General features: G+C 41.4%; 18 protein-coding genes. 7 read left to right on the forward strand and 11 right to left on the reverse strand.

What is annotated here, in order from left to right; all coding sequences use genetic code 11:
* Positions 1 to 121: 121 nt before the first annotated feature.
* Positions 122 to 1,861, forward strand: a complete 1,740-nt coding sequence (locus BGP76_RS07940; protein ID WP_073124824.1) for a tetratricopeptide repeat-containing sensor histidine kinase — start codon at positions 122 to 124, stop codon at positions 1,859 to 1,861.
* On the opposite strand, the gene BGP76_RS07945 is transcribed toward BGP76_RS07940, so the two are convergent.
* The gene (locus tag BGP76_RS07945; RefSeq protein WP_119844221.1) at positions 1,855 to 2,499 is read right to left on the reverse strand and encodes a toxin-antitoxin system YwqK family antitoxin; all 645 of its coding nucleotides are present in this window, start codon (positions 2,497 to 2,499) and stop codon (positions 1,855 to 1,857) included. The two genes, BGP76_RS07940 and BGP76_RS07945, sit on opposite strands and share 7 nt — an antisense overlap.
* 142 nt (positions 2,500 to 2,641) lie before the next feature.
* Between BGP76_RS07945 and BGP76_RS07950 the strand changes: the two genes are divergently transcribed.
* From BGP76_RS07950 to BGP76_RS07960, 3 genes are all read left to right on the forward strand, one after another.
* Positions 2,642 to 3,553: a hypothetical protein gene (locus tag BGP76_RS07950; RefSeq protein WP_073124827.1), complete on the forward strand. Its 912-nt coding sequence runs from the start codon at positions 2,642 to 2,644 to the stop codon at positions 3,551 to 3,553.
* Positions 3,554 to 3,670: 117 nt separating this feature from the next.
* A complete protein-coding gene (locus tag BGP76_RS07955; RefSeq protein WP_119844222.1) occupies positions 3,671 to 6,700 on the forward strand; it encodes an ATP-binding cassette domain-containing protein in 3,030 nt (1,009 codons plus the stop codon).
* 177 nt (positions 6,701 to 6,877) lie between these two features.
* Positions 6,878 to 7,465 carry a YdcF family protein gene (locus BGP76_RS07960; RefSeq protein ID WP_158584128.1) on the forward strand — a complete coding sequence of 196 codons (588 nt, stop codon included), beginning with the start codon at positions 6,878 to 6,880 and terminating at the stop codon, positions 7,463 to 7,465.
* A gap of 64 nt (positions 7,466 to 7,529) precedes the next feature.
* Here BGP76_RS07960 and BGP76_RS07965 read toward each other — a convergent pair whose 3' ends face one another.
* The 7 genes from BGP76_RS07965 to BGP76_RS07995 form a co-directional block, all read right to left on the reverse strand.
* Entirely contained in the window at positions 7,530 to 8,330 is an 801-nt protein-coding gene (locus BGP76_RS07965) for an SDR family oxidoreductase (protein WP_073124833.1), read from the reverse strand.
* Positions 8,331 to 8,355: 25 nt separating this feature from the next.
* The gene (locus BGP76_RS07970) at positions 8,356 to 8,856 is read right to left on the reverse strand and encodes a dihydrofolate reductase (RefSeq protein ID WP_119844224.1); all 501 of its coding nucleotides are present in this window, start codon (positions 8,854 to 8,856) and stop codon (positions 8,356 to 8,358) included.
* A gap of 1 nt (position 8,857) precedes the next feature.
* Entirely contained in the window at positions 8,858 to 9,775 is a 918-nt protein-coding gene (fmt, locus tag BGP76_RS07975) for a methionyl-tRNA formyltransferase (RefSeq protein WP_073124836.1), read from the reverse strand.
* Positions 9,776 to 9,789: 14 nt separating this feature from the next.
* A complete protein-coding gene (locus BGP76_RS07980) occupies positions 9,790 to 10,725 on the reverse strand; it encodes a fatty acid desaturase (protein WP_073124838.1) in 936 nt (311 codons plus the stop codon).
* Between the two features lie 76 nt (positions 10,726 to 10,801).
* A complete protein-coding gene (gene yidD / locus BGP76_RS07985; protein WP_073124839.1) occupies positions 10,802 to 11,023 on the reverse strand; it encodes a membrane protein insertion efficiency factor YidD in 222 nt (73 codons plus the stop codon).
* Positions 11,024 to 11,082: 59 nt separating this feature from the next.
* Positions 11,083 to 11,634: a 1-acyl-sn-glycerol-3-phosphate acyltransferase gene (locus tag BGP76_RS07990; protein ID WP_119844225.1), complete on the reverse strand. Its 552-nt coding sequence runs from the start codon at positions 11,632 to 11,634 to the stop codon at positions 11,083 to 11,085.
* A gap of 3 nt (positions 11,635 to 11,637) precedes the next feature.
* Positions 11,638 to 12,585, reverse strand: coding sequence for an acetyl-CoA carboxylase carboxyltransferase subunit alpha (locus BGP76_RS07995; RefSeq protein ID WP_073124843.1), 948 nt, complete (start codon positions 12,583 to 12,585; stop codon positions 11,638 to 11,640).
* Between the two features lie 457 nt (positions 12,586 to 13,042).
* Between BGP76_RS07995 and BGP76_RS08005 the strand changes: the two genes are divergently transcribed.
* Both BGP76_RS08005 and BGP76_RS08010 read left to right on the forward strand, forming a co-directional pair.
* A complete protein-coding gene (locus BGP76_RS08005) occupies positions 13,043 to 14,821 on the forward strand; it encodes an OmpA family protein (RefSeq protein WP_119844226.1) in 1,779 nt (592 codons plus the stop codon).
* A 190-nt stretch (positions 14,822 to 15,011) separates the two neighbouring features.
* Positions 15,012 to 15,995 carry a pyruvate dehydrogenase complex E1 component subunit beta gene (locus tag BGP76_RS08010; RefSeq protein WP_073124849.1) on the forward strand — a complete coding sequence of 328 codons (984 nt, stop codon included), beginning with the start codon at positions 15,012 to 15,014 and terminating at the stop codon, positions 15,993 to 15,995.
* A gap of 1 nt (position 15,996) precedes the next feature.
* On the opposite strand, the gene scpA is transcribed toward BGP76_RS08010, so the two are convergent.
* Positions 15,997 to 18,138 (reverse strand): methylmalonyl-CoA mutase, encoded by a 2,142-nt coding sequence (gene scpA, locus BGP76_RS08015; RefSeq protein WP_119844227.1) that lies wholly within the window; start codon positions 18,136 to 18,138, stop codon positions 15,997 to 15,999.
* On the reverse strand, positions 18,135 to 19,220 hold the full coding sequence (locus BGP76_RS08020; RefSeq protein ID WP_158584130.1) for a methylmalonyl-CoA mutase family protein: 1,086 nt from the start codon (positions 19,218 to 19,220) through the stop codon (positions 18,135 to 18,137). Before BGP76_RS08020 ends, scpA begins: the two co-directional genes overlap by 4 nt.
* 314 nt (positions 19,221 to 19,534) lie before the next feature.
* On the opposite strand from BGP76_RS08020, the gene dnaA reads away from it, so the two are divergent.
* Positions 19,535 to 20,950, forward strand: a complete 1,416-nt coding sequence (gene dnaA / locus BGP76_RS08025; RefSeq protein WP_073124854.1) for a chromosomal replication initiator protein DnaA — start codon at positions 19,535 to 19,537, stop codon at positions 20,948 to 20,950.
* Between the two features lie 38 nt (positions 20,951 to 20,988).
* Here dnaA and BGP76_RS08030 read toward each other — a convergent pair whose 3' ends face one another.
* Positions 20,989 to 21,912 (reverse strand): glutaminase, encoded by a 924-nt coding sequence (locus BGP76_RS08030; RefSeq protein ID WP_119844229.1) that lies wholly within the window; start codon positions 21,910 to 21,912, stop codon positions 20,989 to 20,991.
* Positions 21,913 to 21,953 lie beyond the last annotated feature (41 nt).

Here is a 21,953-nt window from a genome sequence, read left to right on the forward strand (position 1 = left end):
CCTTGGGGTATAACTAGATGAAAGCAATGCTTTCAATCAATAATAGTTCAAAATTCAAATAGCTGATTATATTTGAGACTGTTATTAGCCTAATTCGAGAAAAATTAACTTTTGTATCTGAATGACTGCCATTTCTTTAAATAAGAAACTAGACACGTTATTAAAAAAATCATTTGAGCAACGCGTCAGTGATTTGCCTGGAGCTATTCAGATAGCGCACAAAGTCATCAATAGATGTGCGCTCAACTACGACGACTATCACCAAGCGTTTGCCAATTGCTACCTAGGATACTACTACATGATCCTAAGCGACAACCTACAAAGTGATATCTACACACAAAAGGCCCTTAAGTATTTTGAGAAAAACCATATCGACGGAGGCATGGCGATGTGCTACTATACCCTCGGTAGCACACTATACAAGACGGATAACTACCATAAAGCTCTCAAATACCTATTAGAAAGCTATGAATTGTTCAAGAAAGAAGAAGACCTATTTGGACAATCCAGATCGCTGCGAGCCATCGCCTCGATCTATGAATTATTCAACGATTACACCAAGGCTGAAGAGACCTACCTAAAGTGTATTGAAATCTCTAAACTCAACAAAGATGATAATGGCATGTCAAATGCCTACAATCCACTGTCGGGGATTTATCTCAAAAGAGGTGATATTGGTTTAGCAGAAAAAACGATCCTTAAAAGCATCCGTCTTAAAAAGAAAACAAAGGACAAGCGAGGACTGGCATTTGCCTACTACGGAGAAGGAAAAGTCGCTCTAGCCAAAAATGAATATGAACGTACGGAGACATTGCTCCTACAAAGCAAGGAGATTCATATTGAGATAGGCGATCAGCTAGGGCAGATGATGACGCTCAACAAGTTGGGTATATTGTACTTTCGTCTCGGCAACAATGAACAAGCCAAATCTATACTGCAAGAAAGCTTGCAAATCGGAAAATCTCACAAACACTACCTCCTACTATACAAAGCCTACAATGTCCTCTATCAGATCGCTAAATCTGAAGGAAAACCTGAAGATGCACTCTCCTATTTGGAATCCTACACCGAGTTCAAAAATTTAGTTGAGAGCAAAGAGACCCAAAATGTAATCAGCAGCATCAAGTCACTATCCGAAATGGAACTCCTTGAAAAAGAAGCTGGTTGGCAAAAAGCTATCAATGAAAATATAGAAAAGAAGAATCAGGAACTAGACACCTTTGTTTATAAGGTAGCACATGACCTGAGGGGGCCTATTTCTTCGCTGATGGGGCTATTTACTATCGTAGAGCATGACATCAAAGACCCCAAACCACTGGAGTACTTTGAAATCTACAATAAAGAAATCAATCGCCTCAATAACATCGTACTGGACTTTATCAATGTCACACAGATCAAGGAAAAAAGACTGGAAAAGATTAGAATCAATTTCGAAGCAATCCTAGCAGATGTAATTGATTCGTATCGCTACATGGAGAACTTCTCTGAGTTAGATGTTCAAATCAAAATCGATGAAAACTTAGATATGTACTCTGATGTAAGTACAATCACAACCATCATCCAAAACCTGATAGAAAATGCCATCAAGTACTCCAAACCACAAGAAAGCGGTCGAGTCAATATCAAAATCTATGGCAGAAAGCGTGACATGGTCATCCAGGTACATGACACAGGAATAGGAATCGAAGAAAGAAATCAAGCCAAAATATTCGATATGTTCTTCCGAGCCAATAACGAAACCAAAGGCACCGGTCTCGGACTCTACCTTTTGAAATCAGCCGTAGAAAAACTAGGTGGTAAAATCTCCTTTGAAAGCTTCCTTAATATCGGCACTACTTTCAAAGTCATTATCCCCTACTGATAACCTTTGTATTGCTTTTTCTTACCCCTCCTGTTGTATTGATACCACACGCCCGTTTCCTTTCCTGATTGGTAGTTTCCCTCAAAACTAAGATTACCCTCCCCGTCATAAAACTGCCAAAACCCGTCTTCCTTGCCTTGACGATAATAACCCGTCTGTAGCAAAGACCCATCGTCTTCATAGACTTCCCAGTAGCCATGTGGGAGTCCCAAATGATACATACCGCTACTTTTGAGGTTAGCATTCTCATGATAGGTCAACCACTCTCCTTCGTACAACCCTGATTCAAACCGCCCCTTTCTTCTGAGTTGTCCATTATCATAATAGTAATAGCCACTATCTACTGGGACGTCTCGTTCATACCTCTCTTGACTTAACATTTCACCCGACGGGTAATAGAGGATCACCTCTCCATCTAGCATTCCGTCTTTGTAATTTTCCACAGCATTTAATTGTCCATCGGGATAGTAAAAACGCCACTCTCCTTGTTTTTTCTGATCATTCCAATCCCCTTGAGACTTCAATTGATTATTGGAATAATAAACCTTTTGCATCTGAGCGGTCCCCTCCTCAGTTACCAAAAAACACACGCCTAACACAATCAACCAAACACTCCTACTCCATATATTTTGTATCATATCAATCACTAGTTGTCCAAAGAAGAAATCCCACTATTCATCCACAAAAAAGCGTAAGAACTCCACCAAATAAAACATGCCAGTACTTTATTACTTTACAAAAATGCGTTAAAATTGGAGCTAGGAAAATTCATAACTAACAATGATCAACATAAGACACATACTGAACATTTCTGCAGTAGGCGCTATCGCTATATTAGCTACTGCCTGTGGAGGTGAAAAGAAAAAATCACAAGGAGAGCTAGACGCACAAGCTGAGGTTTTCGAAAAAGCAGAGCACGAACTCATCGAAGAGATCGACAAAGTAGTGCACGATATGCCACCTCCATCTGAAGTGCCTTATTTACTCATGGCAACAGGTGCAGATTTCAACGGAGACATCATCAACTCTACTGACAATGCCTCTAAATACTTTAACTCCGCTGACAAAGCGGCAATGAACCTAGGTGCTTATGCAACAGACATTGGGTACCTTTCTTCTTATGATCAGGTTCAGGATGCATTGACCTACATGGAAACTAGCCAAAAACTAGCAGATCAAATTGGTATTTCTTCAGCGTTCGAATTGGACCTAATGGAAAGGTTTGAAAAAAATCTTGGCAACAAGGATTCACTAGCGAACCTCATCAACTACTCTATGGAAGTCGCTGAGAAAAAACTAGAAGAAACCGATAGATTGCAAATGGTTGCTTTGGTATTGTCTGGTAGCTACATCGAAGGCCTATACCTTTCTGTGATGGTGCTAGACACTTATCCTGAAGACCTACTACCTGCAGCACAAAGAGATTTGATCCTAGAGCCCATCGTAAGAGTGATTATAGATCAAAAGAAATCTTTGGATGATATCATTCACTTGCTCAAAGACCTAGAAAGTGACCCGATCATTGCAGATGTAATCGCTGAGTTTGACATCTTAAAGGAACTTTATAAAGAAGACGTAGGTGATATCGATCAAAGAATTGCAGATCAAGATCCTACCTTAAAGCTTGACAAAGCACTACTTATAGACATCATTACAGAAGTAAAAAGAATTAGAGGTGACATGGTGAAATAAGCCACATCATTTTCGTCCTAAAAAAGCATTGGATTCTTATTCAATGCTTTTTTTATATGCAGATCATAATAACTTATCTTTAGCCTTAATATCCTACACCAATACTACGCCTAGATTATGAGTGAACAACTACTAAGAGCCATCATCCACCTATTAGCTATAGTAGCAAAAGAAGACGATGTAACGGCTGATGAGCGAAAAGCCATCGAAGACTTTCTATTAGAAAATCTCAACCAGAAAGATAGCCTTCGCTTTTTGAGATTATTCGATGAAATGACTACTAACATGGCCAATGGTCGAAATGTATCATTCAGTGAAGAGAAAGAAATAAGCATCCTTGCCAAGCAGGTTAATCAGGAGTTCACCCAGCAACAAAAGATCGTAGTAGTACTCAAAGTAATCGAGCTAATCGTAGCAGATGGAGAAGTCTCAGAAAGAGAGACAATCCTGCTCAATCAAATCGGTATAGCCTTTCATTTTACACATGAAGAAATCGACGACATCAAATCTTACGTGATGAGTCGTGAACGGGCAGACCTAGATCGTGACAACATCCTACTCATCGACCATGAAACCAAAGACGATCTCACGCATGCCAAGCACCTCTACAGAGAGAACCTGAGCGCCCCCATAGCATTCTATAGGATACCAAAATTAGACATCTATTTTGCCAAGGCACTAGGAGACGACCCTTTGACCAACAATGGTGTCCCTATCCGAACCAACAAAACCATAGTATTCTCAGCAGGCAGCTCTATTAGAGGTACGAAAATCACTCCAATTTTCTACAGTGACATCATCTCACACTACCGAAAGGAAACCAACGAGACAAAAATCTCATTCGTTGCTGAAAAAGTAGAATTCGAATTCCCCAATGGACACAAGGGACTAAGAGGCATAGACATAGCCGAATCATCAGGCAAGCTCATCGGGCTCATGGGAGGCAGTGGTGCAGGAAAATCCACCCTACTCAATGTCCTCAATGGCAATGACGCCCCCTCTTCTGGCTCTGTCCGTATCAACGGAATTGATATCCATCGAGAACACGAAAAAATAGAAGGAATCATCGGTTATGTCCCACAGGATGACCTACTCATCGAGGAACTCACCGTCTATGACAATCTACACTACGCTGCACAACTATGCTTCAAGGATAGAAGCCCAGAAGAACTAAATGAACTCGTAGAAGGGACACTATCCTCTCTCGGCCTCTTGGCTACTCGCAACCTCAAAGTAGGCTCTGTCCTAGAAAAAACCATCAGTGGCGGACAGCGCAAAAGACTCAACATTGGACTAGAACTCCTTCGTGAACCTTCGGTCATGTTCGTAGATGAACCTACTTCTGGCCTATCATCACGAGACTCAGAAAACATCATGGATCTGCTCAAAGAGCTTTCCCTCCGTGGAAAAATGATCTTCGTCGTGATCCACCAGCCCTCATCGGATATCTTCAAGATGTTTGACAAACTGGTCATTCTGGATGTCGGCGGTTATCAAATCTACTATGGTAATCCTGTAGAGGGAGTCATCTATTTCAAGAAGATCGTAAAACTCATGGACAAAGATGATGGGTCCTGCGTGGAATGTGGCAATGTCAACTCCGAGCAGATTTTCAACATCATCGAAACCAAAGTCGTCGATGAATACGGTCAGCTCACGGACACCCGAAAACTAAGTCCAAAGGACTGGAACATGCTCTTCAACGTGAAGATCAAAGTACCAAAGGCAGAAGAAGCTACAGAAAAGCCAGAAAAAACACTCAATATTCCGAACAAGATTAAGCAGCTGATGATCTTCTCCAAACGAGATCTAGCCGCTAAATTGAGCAACAAACAATATCTGATTATCAACCTTTTAGAAGCACCTATACTTGCGCTTCTATTGGCATTCATCATTCGGTATTCTGCCAAAGGCCAAGATTACTCCTTTGCGCAAAATCCAAACATTCCTGCGTTCTTTTTCATGTCCATCATCGTGGCACTGTTCATGGGACTAACCGTCAGTGCTGAGGAGATATTCAAGGACAGAAAAATTCTGAAACGAGAATCCTTCCTCAACCTCAGTCGCAGCAGTTATCTAGTTTCTAAGATGTCCATACTCTTTGTACTATCCGCTGTGCAGACTTTGATGTTTGTCATTATAGGTGACTGGGTATTAGAGATACAAAGCATGTCCATCTCATTTTGGCTAGTATTATTCTCCATTTCATGCTTTGCCAACATACTAGGACTCAATATATCGTCTGCCTTCAACTCTGCCGTCACGATCTATATTTTGATCCCCTTATTATTGATTCCTCAGTTGATTCTGAGTGGTGTGGTAGTCAACTTCGACAAACTCAACCCTCTACTGAGCAATGACAACAAAGTACCGATCATCGGAGAAATGATGGCTTCTAAATGGGGCTATGAAGCACTCGTAGTGAGCCAGTTCAAAGACAATGCTTTCGAAAAACACTTTTTCGAATACGATCAAACTATTGCCAATTCAGAATTTAAGAGTGTGTATTTCTACCCTGCCATCGAAAATGCTGTGGACTATGCACTGAAAAATCACAAAACTGAAGACAAAGACATACAGAACAAAGTCAGTCAACAACTAGCTCTCGCTCAAAAAGAGCTTTCTCAAGAAATGAAAGCCTTTAACGTCCCTGATGGAAAATTCAAAGCCATTGATGGTTTGACCATAGACAGGTTTGATCAAGACGTATATGACGAAACGATACACTTCATCAAAATCATGAAAAAAGTGCATAACCAACATATGAAAACAGCGTCACAAGAGAGAGATGGACTGTCTCAATCCATGTCCGATACGCCAGAGAAAGCCAAAGCTTTGATCAAACTGCGTAGCGAAAATGAAAATGAGTCTATCAGTTTCTTTCTCAAAAACACCACGACTAAAAATAGACTCTTGGTCACTGACGATGCACTCATCCAAAAAATCTACCCTATCTACAAACGCCCTTCCGCCAATGGGCCATTGGATTTCAGATCTCACTTTTACGCACCTGAAAAGCACTTTATGGGACAGTACTACGACACATTACCTTTCAATGTAATTATCATCTGGATTATGTCACTTATTCTCTTTTTGACGCTATATTTCGATGTATTGAAGAAAATCGTCAACAGTTTCGGTAGATAAGCTCGTATGCTTTTTGTCTTATCCAAAATCGTGTACTGGCTCATCATGCCCTTGAGTATTAGCATGATACTCTTGCTTAGCTCATGGTGCGTTAGGAATACAAAAATAAAAAAGAGACTGTTCCTGTTAGGGATAGTCTCTTTACTATTCTTCTCTAATCCACTCCTCTCCAAATGGATGATCAATCTCTGGGAACCCAACCCAGTGTTGTACACCGAAATTACGGAGCACTACGACTGGGCTATCGTACTGGCAGGCATCACCGAGCCCAATCGTCCGCCCTATGATCGAGTGCAGTTCAACAAAGGTGCTGACCGTATCGTACATGCGATCCAACTCTACAAACTTGGAAAAGTAAAAAAGATTTTAATATCTGGTGGCTCAGGAGTGGTGGGCTATGATGGTAAAAAGGAAAGTCATGCTCTGGCAGGTTTTGCTCAGATGTGCGGTGTAGATAGTACGGCCATTTTCATCGAGGATCAATCTCGAAACACCCATGAAAATGCACTCTACTCGACCCAACAAATAACTACAAACGAAACCGCAATACTCTTCACCTCAGCCTTTCATATCAGACGAGCAAAAGGATGCTTTCAAAAATTAGGTATCACCGCAGATACCTTCCCTACAGACTATTACGGTGGGGAGATTCATTGGACTCCTGATGCGCTTTTCATCCCAAAAACCGAAAGTATTCAAACTTGGTCTATGCTCATCAAAGAATGGGTTGGATTGGGTTCGTATAAACTACTAGGGTATATCTAACCTTTCACTGGACAGTTCAACTGAGGGTATAAATCATTACCCAATGTATCTACTTTGCCCCAAATTAAGTCACTGCAATCTTTCTTACGATGCGAGAAAATAAACCTGGAAAAAAACGCTTGACGTAGATACCCATCACTTCTTTGAATCCTCCTATATAGACCTCTTCCTTTTCAGCTGCAATGGCCTTGGTAGCGATCTCACAAAACTGCTCTACCGACAGACCATTGGCTTGCGCATTATCCAGTTTCTGCTGCTGAGATCCATCACCCATAAGCGCATTATAAGAAATATTGGTGTGCACATACCCAGGGCAGAGCAATGTAACTTTAACATTATTTTGATGTTGTTCTGCTCGTAGTGCATCATAGAATCCATGGAGGGCGTGTTTAGAAGCAGAATACCCTGACCGGAACGGCGTGCTAATGATCCCGACAGCACTAGTCACGACGACATGCATCCCTGACTGGCGCTCGACCATCTTAGGCAAGACAGCTCTGGATAGGTGTATCGCACCAAAGTAGTTGACCTCCATGATCTGGCGCTGTACCTCCATCGATGTATTGAGTACCGTATCACGCTGACTAATCCCGCCACTCTGAATCATGATATCAATGTAGCCAATCTGTTCTTCTACTTCTGCAACGCACTGATCAATCCTTTCTGGTTGGGCCAGATCTAACGGAGCTATGACGAACTTCGCCTTTTTATCTTTGTTGGCCTCCCGCACACGGATCAACTCTTCTTCTCTCCGTGCTGACAACACCAAAGTACAATCTACATCACTCAAAAAATGAGTTAATCCTTCACCTAAGCCGCTAGATGCTCCTACGATCCAGATATGTTTTCCTTCAAAGTATTTCATGTGAACCAGTTATTATAGTGCTCAATCAGCCTCTTTCGTAGGTTACAAAATCAAAAGCGTATTTGTGTCGCTCATCTGCTGCATGATGTGTTCGAGATTGCTCCACCCAGTCCTTAGTCAATTCAGGAAAGAATACCTCTCCCCCCTCGATATGTGCATCTATCTCCGTCAGATATATCTTATCGGCCAGTGGCTGACCCAATTCATAGATCTGTCCACCTCCGATGATGAACAACTCTTCTTCGCCTGCCTTTCGGGCATACTCCACAGCAGCCTCTATACTATCAAATCGCTCACAACCTGGTGCACTGTATTCATCTTGTCGGGTCACGACGAGATTGGTACGGTCTGGCAATGGACGAAATTTTGGAGGCAAAGACTCATAATTTTTTCGTCCCATGATGACACAATGATGCTTAGTCGTCTCCATAAAATATTTCATATCATCTGGTAGATACCAAGGTAAATCATTGTTGATGCCAATCACTCGATTTCTCGACATGGCTGCTATCATCGAAATCTTCATACTATTCGAATTTATATCCTCGGAGTAAATCTGCAGTTTCCATTCGCTTCTTACCCTCCATTTGCAATTCCACTATATCCAAAAATCCATCTTGTGTTTTGACGCTTAAATACTTCTTACCATCCGTTATGTACGCCCCAACCTCTACATCTCCATGCTCACGCTCTTCTGCATGAACCGTTTTATAGATCTTAAACACTTTATCATTCCACATCGTCCAGGCAGCTGGATATGGAGAGAGCCCTCTAATAAAATTGCGTACTGATTCCGCTGATTGACTCCAGTTGATCTGACACGTTTCCTTATGAATTTTGGGAGCTGATTTCAACTCAGAAGAGTCCTCTTGCGGTTTAGTAACTACCGTATCTGCATCGATTTTCTTCACCGTATCCAAAACCAACTGAGCACCGTTGTTCATCAGTCTACCATAGACATCTCCTACATTATCATCAGTATGTATCGGTTCATGAATTTGATCGATGATATGACCTGTATCGATTTCATGCTGTAAAAAAAAAGTGGTAGCACCCGTCTCGGTCTCTCCGTTCATAATCGCCCAGTTGATTGGCGCTGCACCTCTATATTGTGGCAAAAGAGATGCATGGAGATTAAAGGTTCCTCCAGCCGGCATATTCCACACGATCTCTGGCAGCATACGAAAGGCTACCACGATCTGTAGATCTGCCTGTAGCGCCTGTAGCTCTGTGATGAATTCTGTAGATTTCAGATTGGTAGGTTGAAGCACATTCAAGCCTACGCTCACCGCATAATCCTTGATAGGAGTGCCTTGAAGCTTCTTACCACGTCCCTTAGGCTTATCAGGTGCTGTAACTACTCCGACGACATCCCAGCCATTCTCCACCAATATTTGCAAACTAGGCACCGCAAACTCTGGTGTACCCATAAAAATTATCTTCATATCTATTCGGAGGATTATCTGTGTCTTTTCACTCGACTCCCTAAACTAATCTTAGGGTTGGCGATGAACTGAATAATAACCTTTGACCAGGACTTATGTGTAAACAAATGGTCATAAAAATCAGGTGCAGTTTTCTTTAGTTCAGGTAGTCGTGTCCCTGGTACATTAGGAAAATCATGGTGTTCGTTGTGATAGCCTACATTCAGAGCAAGTACATTGAGCGGCCCATAATAAGAATAAGTCTCCTGTCCTTCCTTAAACACATAGTGCTCTGCAATGAAGTGTCCTGCCAATGGATGCAAACTACCCGCTAAAAACACGCTCAAAAGCAAATACAAAACAGCTCCTGTACCTACAAAATACCAATAGATAGCTAATGCAGACAGTTGAAATACGATATTAATCTTGTGCCACTTCTCATACTTGATAGGATAGACAAACATGGGTCTCAATGCGTAAAACAAGATTTGGTTAGTAGCCCAAAGCAGCTTACCAAGAAAGCCTTGGAATATGCGACGCTCTCCATCAGTAGGTAGGTCAGTATCGTGTTTCACATCACCTTGCTCCCAGTGGTGCTTGAGGTGATAGGTCCGAAAAGACATAGCATATGGGAACAAAATTGGAATATTCGCCACCAGTGCCAACCAGTTGTTCGACACGCGGTTCTTAAATGCCAAATCATGACTAATCTCATGGATAGCCAAAAACAAGGTATGACTCACAGAAGCTCCAAAAATGTAAGCCAAAGGTATATACCAATACCAAGCCAGTTCAGCGATAAATGGCGCAGTAGCCAATTGAAACACAACCAGAGCCAAAGTCTTAAATTTCAACCCCTTATCAATACCAAACAAGTCTCGTACCTGAGGGTATTTAGCCAGTATATCCTTCCGTCTATTAAAATGCGGTTCACGCTCGTCAGACCAATAAAAACCGTTTTTCTTTTCCACAGTATTTCCCGTTTTATTCAGCCGCAAAGATAGGTTGTAAATGGCAGCTTACGAAAAGGGGTAAGGCAATTATTGCCTAGGGGACAGGATCATAGCCACTACCTCCCCATGGGTGACATTTCCCTATTCTTTTCAATCCCAATCTCACCCCTCGCCAAACTCCATGTTTCATAATGGCCTCTTTCATATACTGCGAGCATGTCGGCGAATAGCGACATGAAGATGGAAACATCGGAGAAATACTGTATTGATAAATCAGGATTGGAAATATGGCAATTTTCTTTAAAAACTTCTTCATAGGCTGATCATGGTAACAATGAAATCAAAAAACTAATTCCCATAAACTGGCCACAAAATCTAGTACACGCCTTTTTCGGGGTACTTGCCTTTCACATCCTTATAGAGAGACTTTATGTATGCAATATCCTCCTCCATCTGCCCAGTAGGGGCAAATTCCTCTATGAACTTGACTAGTCTCTTCGAGTAATCAAACCCTACAATAACGATCGGAACTTTAGCTCGGAGTGCTATTCTGTAAAAACCTGTTTTCCATTCTTTTACATGAGACCGTGTCCCCTCTGGAGTAATCGTGAGCACCAGTGAGTCACGAGAATTGAACTTCTCTACCACTCCACCAACCACATCGATTTTTTTACTCTTACGATCAACGGGGATACCTCCCGTAAAATCAAAGAACCAAGCCAAAGCTCGGTTCTTAAAAAACTCTTTCTTAATGAGATAGTTGGCTTGAAAGCCACAAATCCTTCTAGAAACTACTCCTATTACAAAGTCCCAGTTACTGGTATGTGGCGCGATAATCAGCACACATTTCTTTAGACCTTCGGATATATTACCTTCTATCCGCCAGTCCAACAACTTGAAAACAAATATAAATAAGACACGAAGCATAATCTAAGAGGCGTATGCACCCATAGCACTAAACTTCTCAATACGCTGATCTATACGATCTTCAACAGAGACTTTATTCAAGTCCTTGATATATTTAAGTATCTCCTTTTTCAATTCCTTGGACGCTCCTTTCATGTCAGTATGCGCACCACCCAAAGGTTCTTTGATGATCCCGTCGATCAACTTGTTCCCTATCATATCGTTAGCCGTAAGTTTGAGTGCCTCTGCAGCTTGCTCCTTATACTCCCAGCTTCTCCACAGAATAGACGAACAAGATTCTGGTGAAATCACAGAATACCAAGTATTCTCCATCATCAACACCCTATCTCCAATACCAATACCGATCGCACCTCCTGAAGCACCTTCACCAATGATCACACAGATCACAGGTACTTTCAACATAAACATCTCTTTGATATTTCGCGCAATCGCTTCACCTTGACCTCTCTCTTCAGCTTCTAGCCCTGGATAAGCACCTGGTGTATCTATCAGACAAACGATAGGCTTATTAAACTTTTCGGCCATTCTCATCAAACGTAGGGCTTTTCGGTATCCTTCTGGATTGGCCATTCCGAAGTTTCGTGTTTGGCGTTGTTTCGTATTACGACCCTTCTGTTGACCGATCATCATGACAGTTTGCCCATCTATAGATGCAAAACCACCCACCATAGCTTTATCGTCCTTTACATTTCGATCTCCGTGAATTTCGATAAACTCATCTGTGATCTCGTAAATATAATCGAGCGTATAAGGTCTCTCTGGATGACGTGAGAGCTGTACCCTCTGCCACCTCGTCAGATTCTGGAAAGTTTCTTTTTTTAATTTTTCGATTTTCTGCTGCAATGATTTTACAGTTTCAGATACGTCCACGTCATTGGTCTGAGCAAGTTGCTTCATATCGTGCAACTTTTCTTCCAGCTCAGCAATAGGTTTTTCGAATTCTAATAGCATAAATCTTATGTGAATTGAACTGCAAACCTAAGAATAAAAATGATTTAGAATAGAAAAAAAAGTAGAGATATCTCAGGCAACTACTACAGCCTACAATCACCTAATAGTACCAAAGAGAATGGCGCCTCCGGAGGTGCTTCCTAAAATTCATCACAAAAGCCAGACTAAGATAAACAATCAAAGGACTGCCAAAGGCCAAAAAAGACGCATATATAAAAAACAAACGAATGCTCGAAGAAGGCAACCTCAGCTTCTCCCCTAGCCTAGCACAAACGCCAAATGCATGTTTCTCAAAATAATCCTGTATTCCTTTCATAGCATCGCAAATTTAAGCGAATTCAACCAATTTAATTGTTTTTATTAATCTTAGGATATATTTATTTTTTCCGTATTATTGCACTTATTTCGAAGATAAGTACAAAAAGTTATATCAATTTTCAAAAAAACAATTTTTCAAATGAGAAAATCGAATATTGTGATAGCCCTTGTTTTAGGCTTGACTGTATTTTCAGCATGTAGTTCATTGAACAACATGGTCAAACTTGCAGAAAACCAACAAGTGGATATAGTTCCCAATCCATTAGAATTACACGGTGATTCAGTAAAGTATGACATGGCGGTAGTATTGCCTGCCAAAATGCTCCCAGAAAAGTATCAGTATAAAATGACTTCATTTTATAAAGCTGGTGAATCAGATGTTGAAGTCGGTACAATGACTTTTGATGCGGCTGACTTCCCAGATAGCAAAACAACTACATCAAGAAAATCAGAATCTTTTGCATTCCTTTATGATCCATCAATGGATCAAGGCAACCTAGAAGTAATAGGTACTGCAGTAGATGAGAAAGGTGAAAACAAGTCAACTCCAAGAGTAGCAGTGGCGCAAGGTCTTATCACAACTTCTACATTGGTAGAGGACGTATACTACACTGCATTCGCAGATCCAGGGTACACAGATGAAGAAGAATTGACTCCTACTAATGTGAGTATCTTTTTCGATAGAGGTAGCTCTGTATTGAAAAGATCAGAAACTAGAAGTTCTAAAGGAAAAGAATTCTCTGCTTTCATCGCGGACAAAAACGTAACCAAAACTGTAACAATCACTGGTACTCACTCACCAGAAGGTTTGGAAACTGTAAACTCTAAATTATCAGAGAACAGAGCCAAAGCGATCGAAGATTTCTACAGAGGTCAAATGAGAAAGTACGACTACAAGGACATGGCTGACTCAATCAAGTTCATCTTGAAGCCAGTTGTAGAAGATTGGACTGAGTTCAAAGACTCTCTAGATGTATACGAAGGCGTAACTGCTGATCAAAAGTCAGAGATTCTAAAGATCGTAAACGGAGCTGGTACTTTCGAAGACAAAGAGAAAGCGCTACAGAAGCTAGATTCATACAGTGCCATCTTCAAAGATATCTATCCAGGTTTAAGAGCTGCTAGAACTGAAGCACTTACTGTGAAAGAGAAAAAATCAAACGCAGAAATCACTGTCATTGCTAAGCAAATTGTAGATCAAGATTCTACTGCAACAGATTCATTGTCTATCAATGAACTATTATTTGCTGCTACATTAACTCCTTCTTTGGAAGAAAAAGAAGCGATTTATCTCGCTGCTACTAAGCAAGAAGGTATCTGGCAAGCACACAACAACTTGGGTGCAACTTATTTGGCACAAGCAATCGAAGCTGAAGGTGATGCGAAAAACCAAAAAATTGAATTGGCACTAACGCAATTGGAAATCGCAGCAAACAAGAAAAATGCTGCTGAAGTACAAGCAAACATGGCTACTGCTTATGCATTGCAAGGAAACGCTGCTCAAGCATTTGATGCTGCCACAGCTGCCTTGGCTAACAACCCTGGAAACCATAAAGGTGGAATCTACGGTGTAAAAGGAGCTATTGAAGTAAAGAAAGGCGATTATGAGGCTGCTGTTGCTAGCTTAGGATCTGCTGACGAAACTACTGCTGTAGCTTTCGATAAAGGTTTATCTCTATTGCTTCTAAAAGAATTCGAAAATGCAGAAACTGGTTTCGATAGCGCGATCGAGCTAGATGCGGATTTTGCTAAAGCTCACTACGCTTTAGCTATAACTGCAGCTAGACAAGGTAATGCTGACGATGTATTGTCTAACTTGAAAACTGCTGTTGAGAAAGATCCTTCATTGAAGGAGAAAGCATTAGCAGACCTAGAATTCAGAACTTTCGCTACTCAGGTAACAGAAGCTTTGAACTAAGAAAAAATCACATTTGAAAAGAGACCCTGACTTAGTAAGTCAGGGTTTTTTTTATGTCCTGCCGCATAGAACTAAGTATCTATTTATGTGAAATAGATTGGGATATTGGCAGTCATGACATAATTTAGCAGCTTTAAAATCATAGGACAATACACCCTCCCTTTGGAAGTAATTATTAAATAAGAAAAGAATGAAAGTTTTACAATTTAGAGAAGCCCTCAGAGAAGCGATGAACGAAGAGATGCGTAGAGACGAATCTGTTTATCTCATGGGTGAAGAAGTTGCAGAATACAATGGCGCATATAAAGTAAGCCAAGGCATGCTTGACGAATTCGGCGCAAAAAGAGTAATCGATACGCCTATTGCTGAGCTTGGTTTTGCGGGTGTAGGTGTAGGGTCTGCTATGAACGGTCTACGTCCTATCATTGAATTCATGACTTTCAATTTTTCATTGGTAGCTATCGATCAGGTAATCAACGGAGCTGCTAAAGTGATGTCTATGTCTGGGGGACAATTTACTGTACCTATCGTATTTAGAGGTCCAACAGGTAACGCTGGACAGCTTAGCTCTCAGCACTCTCAAAATTTCGAAAACTGGTATGCTAACGTCCCAGGATTAAAAGTAGTGGTACCTTCTAATCCTGCTGATGCCAAAGGTCTATTGAAAGCTTCTATTAGAGACAATGACCCTACTATATTCATGGAGTCAGAATTGATGTATGGAGACAAAGGTGAGGTACCAGAAGGTGAATACATCATCCCAATCGGCGTAGCTGATGTTGTCAGAAAAGGATCAGATGTAACCATCGTATCTTTCGGTAAATTTATGAAAGTCGCTAATGAGTCCGCTGACGAACTAGCAAAAGAAGGAATCAATGCTGAGGTCATAGACCTAAGAACTGTGAGACCTATCGATTACGCTACAGTCATCGAATCTGTCAAAAAAACAAACAGACTGGTAATCGTAGAAGAAGCATGGCCACTAGCGTCTATCTCTTCTGAAATCAGTCACTACGTACAAAGAGTTGCTTTTGACTATCTAGATGCTCCTATCCATAGAATCACCAACAGAGATGTGCCGCTACCTTATGCGCCTACTTTGATTCAAGAGATTCTACCTAACGTAGAGCGTACCGTCAAAGCAGTCAAAGAAATCATGTACGTGCAGAAGTAATCTACTCCTCACGTAATTTCGATATCAATATTTCTAAAATCCCCGAAGCAGCTTCGGGGATTTTTGTTCCAGGCCCAAAAACACCTGAGACGCCAGCTTCATACAAGAAATCATAGTCCTGAGGTGGAATCACTCCACCAACCACAACCAACACATCTCCTCGACCAACGTCCTTCAAAGCCGCTATTAGCTCAGGAATTAACGTTTTATGTCCGCCAGCCAAACTAGACACTCCTACCATGTGAACATCATTGTCTGCGGCCTGACGAGCTACTTCATACGGTACTCGAAACAATGGCCCTATGTCTACATCAAAGCCTAAATCTGCAAAACTGGTAGCGATAATTTTGGCTCCACGGTCGTGCCCATCTTGCCCCATTTTAGTGACTAAAATACGAGGGTTTCGACCATCCAATTGGCGTACCTCCTCTACAAGGTTCATTACCTCCTTCATTTCATTCTTTTTCATATACGCTTTCGAATAAACCCCAGACACCGCAGTAGTCTTCGCAGTATATCTACCAAAAACCTCCTCTAACACGGAGGAAATTTCACCTAAAGTGGCACGTACTCTTGCTGCCACCACACAGCACTCCAACAAGTTGCTAGACTTACTTTCAGCTACTTTTTTGAGCTCAATCAATGCTTGCCTTACCTCTTCACTGCTACGTTCTTCTCGTACTCTCTTCAGTCGCTCTATTTGCTGCGAACGAACCTGATGGTTATCTACTTCTAATAGATCTATATCTATATCCTCATCAGACTGATAACGGTTCACACCGACAATCACATCTTCTCTGGCATCTATCCTTGCCTGCTTTTGAGTGGCAGAAGCTTCGATTTTCAATTTGGGCAGTCCCAGCTCGATCGCTTTGGCCATCCCTCCCATCTTCTCGATAGATTGAATTTCAGCCCAAGCTTTTCGTGCTAGCTGATCCGTGAGATACTCTACATAATAGGATCCACCATACGGATCAACAACAGACGTAATTTTACTCTCCGTCTGCAAAAACAACTGCGTATCTCGAGCTACTCCTGCGGCATAGGTACTCGGTAGAGCCAATGCCTCATCCATAGAATTCGTATGCAATGATTGAGTATGTCCCATCACTGCCGACATAGCCTCCACACAGGTTCTTACTATATTGTTTCGAGGGTTTTGAGCCGTCAGACTCCATCCTGACGTTTGGCAATGCGCACGCAATGCCATAGACTTAGCGTTCTTAGGGTCAAACGACTTCACTAGTTTAGCCCATAAGAGACGGGCAGCACGCATCTTAGCCACTTCCATGAAGTGATTCATCCCGATACCCCAGAAAAAAGAAATTCTAGGAGCAAAATCATCGATCGCTATCCCCGCCTTTACGCCCGTCCGTAAGTATTCCAAACCATCCGCTAATGTATAAGCCAATTCCAGATCAGCACTAGCCCCCGCTTCGTGCATGTGATAACCACTGATGCTAATCGCGTTGAACTTCGGCATTCGTCGTGAAGCATACTCCATGATATCTCCTACTATTCGCATAGACTCCTTTGGTGGGTAGATATAAGTATTTCGGACCATATACTCCTTTAAGATATCATTCTGAATCGTTCCAGTCAATAGTTCTGGAGCAAACCCTTGCTCCTCCGCAGCGACTATATAAAACGCCATAACTGGCAATACGGCACCATTCATCGTCATGGACACTGACATTTCACCCAAAGGAATTTGATCAAACAGTATCTTCATATCCTCTACAGAATCTATCGCTACACCCGCTTTTCCCACATCTCCAGACACTCTTGGGTGATCTGAGTCATACCCTCTGTGTGTTGCCAAATCAAACGCAACTGACAACCCTGTCTGCCCTGATTTTAAATTCTCCTTGTAAAAGTGGTTCGATTCCTCGGCCGTAGAGAATCCCGCATACTGACGTACCGTCCATGGTCGATTGACATACATGGTACTATAGGGTCCTCGTAGATAGGGAGGTTTCCCCGGACCAAAGCTCAAATGAGTAACTGACTGTATATCAATGGATCGATACCTCGACTGCAAGGATATTCCTTCGACAGAACGCCCTCTATCCTCTACCTCTAAAACTCGCTTGGTTTCAATCAGCCTTTCAAATGCTATTGTTGACAGATCAATTCTCTTCATGACTGAGTGATTTGAATGAACCGATCATAATCCCCCTGAAGCCAGACTAAACCACCTTTATCTTTAATACGCTGAAAAAACAACCAAGATTTTCGCATCATCTCATGCGTTATCTTCTCTATAAAATAGCTCCCGCTGAGAGGGTCTACCACCATAGAAAGCATGGCTTCTTCACGCAATAAATTGGAAATGTCTCGATAACGAGATATTGACTTATTATTAGATTCCAAAACCACCTCAATATCACTCGCACCACCCAAAACGGCAGACAAAAACACAGAAGTCAAGCGAATCAACTGTTGATCCAAAGCCATCGCTTCTAAACCTGAACCAATAGCTACATAGATTGGAATATTTATACTTGGCTGTCTTTCTTCTCTAACGAGCGAAATCACAGATTGTAACAGCAACGAAACACTCCGCAACTTGACGACCTCTGACAAGAAATGTACAGATAACTGCATCCTAACAAATAACCGAGAACATAGCTCATCCAAAGCTTCCCCTTCAGAAACACTGGTCAGCATTTCGTCCAAATAAAGCAGCACCATCACGACTTCAAAAACAGGATCTTGTTTAGCGCCGTACCCACTAACATCTATCTCTAAATCATAAACTAAGGAAGTACCCTCCTTTTGTATTTCAGAATATTTACCACCAAAAACAAAGCCTCCACATTTCTTACTATCAGGTAGGTTTTTCTCAAAACCTACCTTAAAACTGTCAAAAGACAGTTTTTTAAACACCTTCGTGCTTTGCGCAGAATATTTCAACAATTGCTCTTCTGTCAAAATCAAGCCCTGGACTCCCGATTGAGCCAATGCTTCAAGTTCTAGCGGTGACATACTTTCATCGTCTCTGATTCGTTCGTGATAGCACCAATCAGCAGACACCCTATTCGTAAACCAACTAGGCTCGGAGGCTATATCTGATTTGTCATAGTAACTAAATACACCTAAATGTGGTATAAGCTGGGGGTGATACAATGCAGTAAAAGTCTCCTCTCCCAAGGTGGCTAAACTGGTATTGATCCAGTCCTCCTTAGTCATAGACGAAAACTCACTGAAGTGATAGTTTTCCATAATCATTCTTTTGGGTTGTTACTAGTAATATAAATTCTTCTTGACAAGAATAAAAACAGAATCAGATACCCTATGCAAAGCCCAACAATCTTGTTTAGCTTTGCCAAAAGAACTTCAATCAAAAGGTACAAAAGACCAATTGTACTATTCAAAGAATTTAAAATAAATGATTTCCATTATACAGGATGGAAGAACTATTTAAAAAGTCAACACGTTTTTGATTTTTTAATTCATTTTTTTTTGATCAAATTTGAAATTCTGAAAAGAGAAAAATTGCCTTTTTTAATTATAAACCTCCAATTGCCAAGATTCCAATGCATACACGAATATGGGATAACTGTCTGAAATACATTGGGAATAGAATTCCTGAACAAAGCTTCAAAACTTGGTTTACTCCTATTATTCCGTTAAAATTCTCAGCTCCAGTTTTAACAATACAGGTTCCTTCTCAGTTTTTCTACGAATGGCTAGAGGACAATTATGTACAGTTACTTAAGGAGGCTATTCAATCCGAAATCGGCTCTGAGGGCAAATTAGAATATTCAGTCATTGTAGATAAAGGCAATGCCAAAAACCAACCCTATACGGTCAATCTAGCTCAAAAGAAAGAGTTTGCTAGATATGGACAAAACGGAGGCTATAACAACCAAGCATCCACCAGTCCCTTTGCTCTGCGTGAAGTTGAAAATGCACAGCAAAGGTCAAATCTAAATTCTGAAAATACATTTGATACATATATAGAAGGTGACTGTAACAGGCTTGCTAGATCAGCAGGACTCGCAGTGGCTTCCAAGCCTGGTATCACTTCGTTCAATCCGCTCATGATATATGGTGGTGTTGGTCTAGGTAAAACACATTTAGCACAAGCTATTGGTAATCGAATCAAAAGAGAACATCCAGAGCAATTTGTGCTGTATGTGGCTTCTGAAAAATTCGCCAGCCAATTTATCGAGGCACTCAAGAACAATAGCTTACAAGAATTTCAAAATTTCTACTTGAACGTAGATACCTTGATTATCGATGATGTTCAGTTCTTCAAAGACAAGGTGAAAACGCAAGAGATTTTCTTCCATATTTTCAATCATCTACATCAAAACGGTAAGCAGATCATCATGTCTAGTGATCGTCCACCTACGGAATTGAAGGGGTTGCAAGAAAGATTGGTCTCTAGGTTCAAGTGGGGGCTGACTGCAGATCTACAGCAGCCCGATTTCGAAACTAGACTCGCAATCATACAGCGCAAGCTACAAGATGATGGGCTAGAGATCGATGACAAAGTACTAGAATACCTTGCCTACAGTGTCGATACGAATATCAGAGAGCTGGAAGGCGTACTGATTTCACTCGTCGCACATGCTTCGCTCACACGATCAGAAATTGATCTAGAGCTCGCCAAGCAGACACTCAAATCGATAGTAAAAAATATCGAGTCTGAAGTAGGTATTGACTACATCCAGAAAACCGTTTCAGAATACTTCAATGTATCCTCAGACGATTTAAAAGCAAAGACTAGAAAAAAAGAAATCGTAATAGCGAGACAGCTAGCCATGTACTTTTCAAAAGACTACACCAACCATTCGCTAAAAAGCATTGGGAGCCATTTTGGAGGTAGAGATCACAGTACGGTGATACACGCGCTACAGTCGGTCAACGACATGCTCGATACAGATGCACGGTTTAGGTCATCCTTCACCGAGCTCAAAAAGAAATTTAAAATGAAGGCTATCTAACGATAGCCTTTTTCTTTGGTAGATATAGAAGAGGTATACTAGAATATAGAACCTTCAATTTTGGTAGTGAGCCGCTCTAATGCCATCATACCCATGTAAGAGTTCCCCTTCTTATTGAGCGGTGGACTCCATACGCTAACACAGTACTTCTCTGGCAGCAATGCTACAATAGCACCTCCCACCCCACTTTTACCCGGCAACCCTACCTCAAAAGCAAACTCACCAGACTCATCATAGAATCCGCATGTCATCATCAAAGCATTGACTCGTCTGGCCTGACTCGATGTTAAAAAATAAGCTCCATGACCAAATGGAACACCCGTATCTCCGAAGTTTCTAAAAGCATCCACTAGCTCTACGCAGGTCATCTCTAGCGAGCACTGCAGATAATAAAAATCCAGCACCTCATCCACTTCATTGATTAGGTTCCCCTTATCTTTCATCATGTAGGCAAGAGAGGCATTCATATACCCTACGCTTTTTTCAGACTGTGCCACTTGACGGTTGTAATTGATATCAGGGTTATTACACAACCCTCTGACATAGGCGAGAAACTCTTGCTTAGGATGCTGTAGTTGACTCACCAGTATATCTGCGATCACAATAGCTCCTGCGTTGATAAAAGGATTGCGTGGAATCCCATTTTCATATTCCAACTGAACAATAGAGTTGAAAGGGTTGCCAGAGGGTTCTACCCCTACTCTTTTCCAGAGACTTTCCTGCCCTTGTAAACTAATCGCCATCGTCAGTGAAAGCACTTTCGAGATACTTTGTATCGAAAATTTAACATTAGAATCCCCATACATATACCTATCTCCTTCTATCGTCGTGAGACATATCCCAAACCTATTCCTATCCACTTTGGCCAGTTCAGGAATGTAACTAGGCACCTTCCCATGATTGGTCTTTTCTGCTAACTCCTGCGCTATCTCAGCTATCGTCGCACCGTAATCTATCGTCATATAATTCCTTGTCTATAAAAAAACCTCTGACAGAAACTATC

The organism is Reichenbachiella sp. MSK19-1 (assembly GCF_003590315.1).
Classification (GTDB): domain Bacteria; phylum Bacteroidota; class Bacteroidia; order Cytophagales; family Cyclobacteriaceae; genus Reichenbachiella; species Reichenbachiella agariperforans.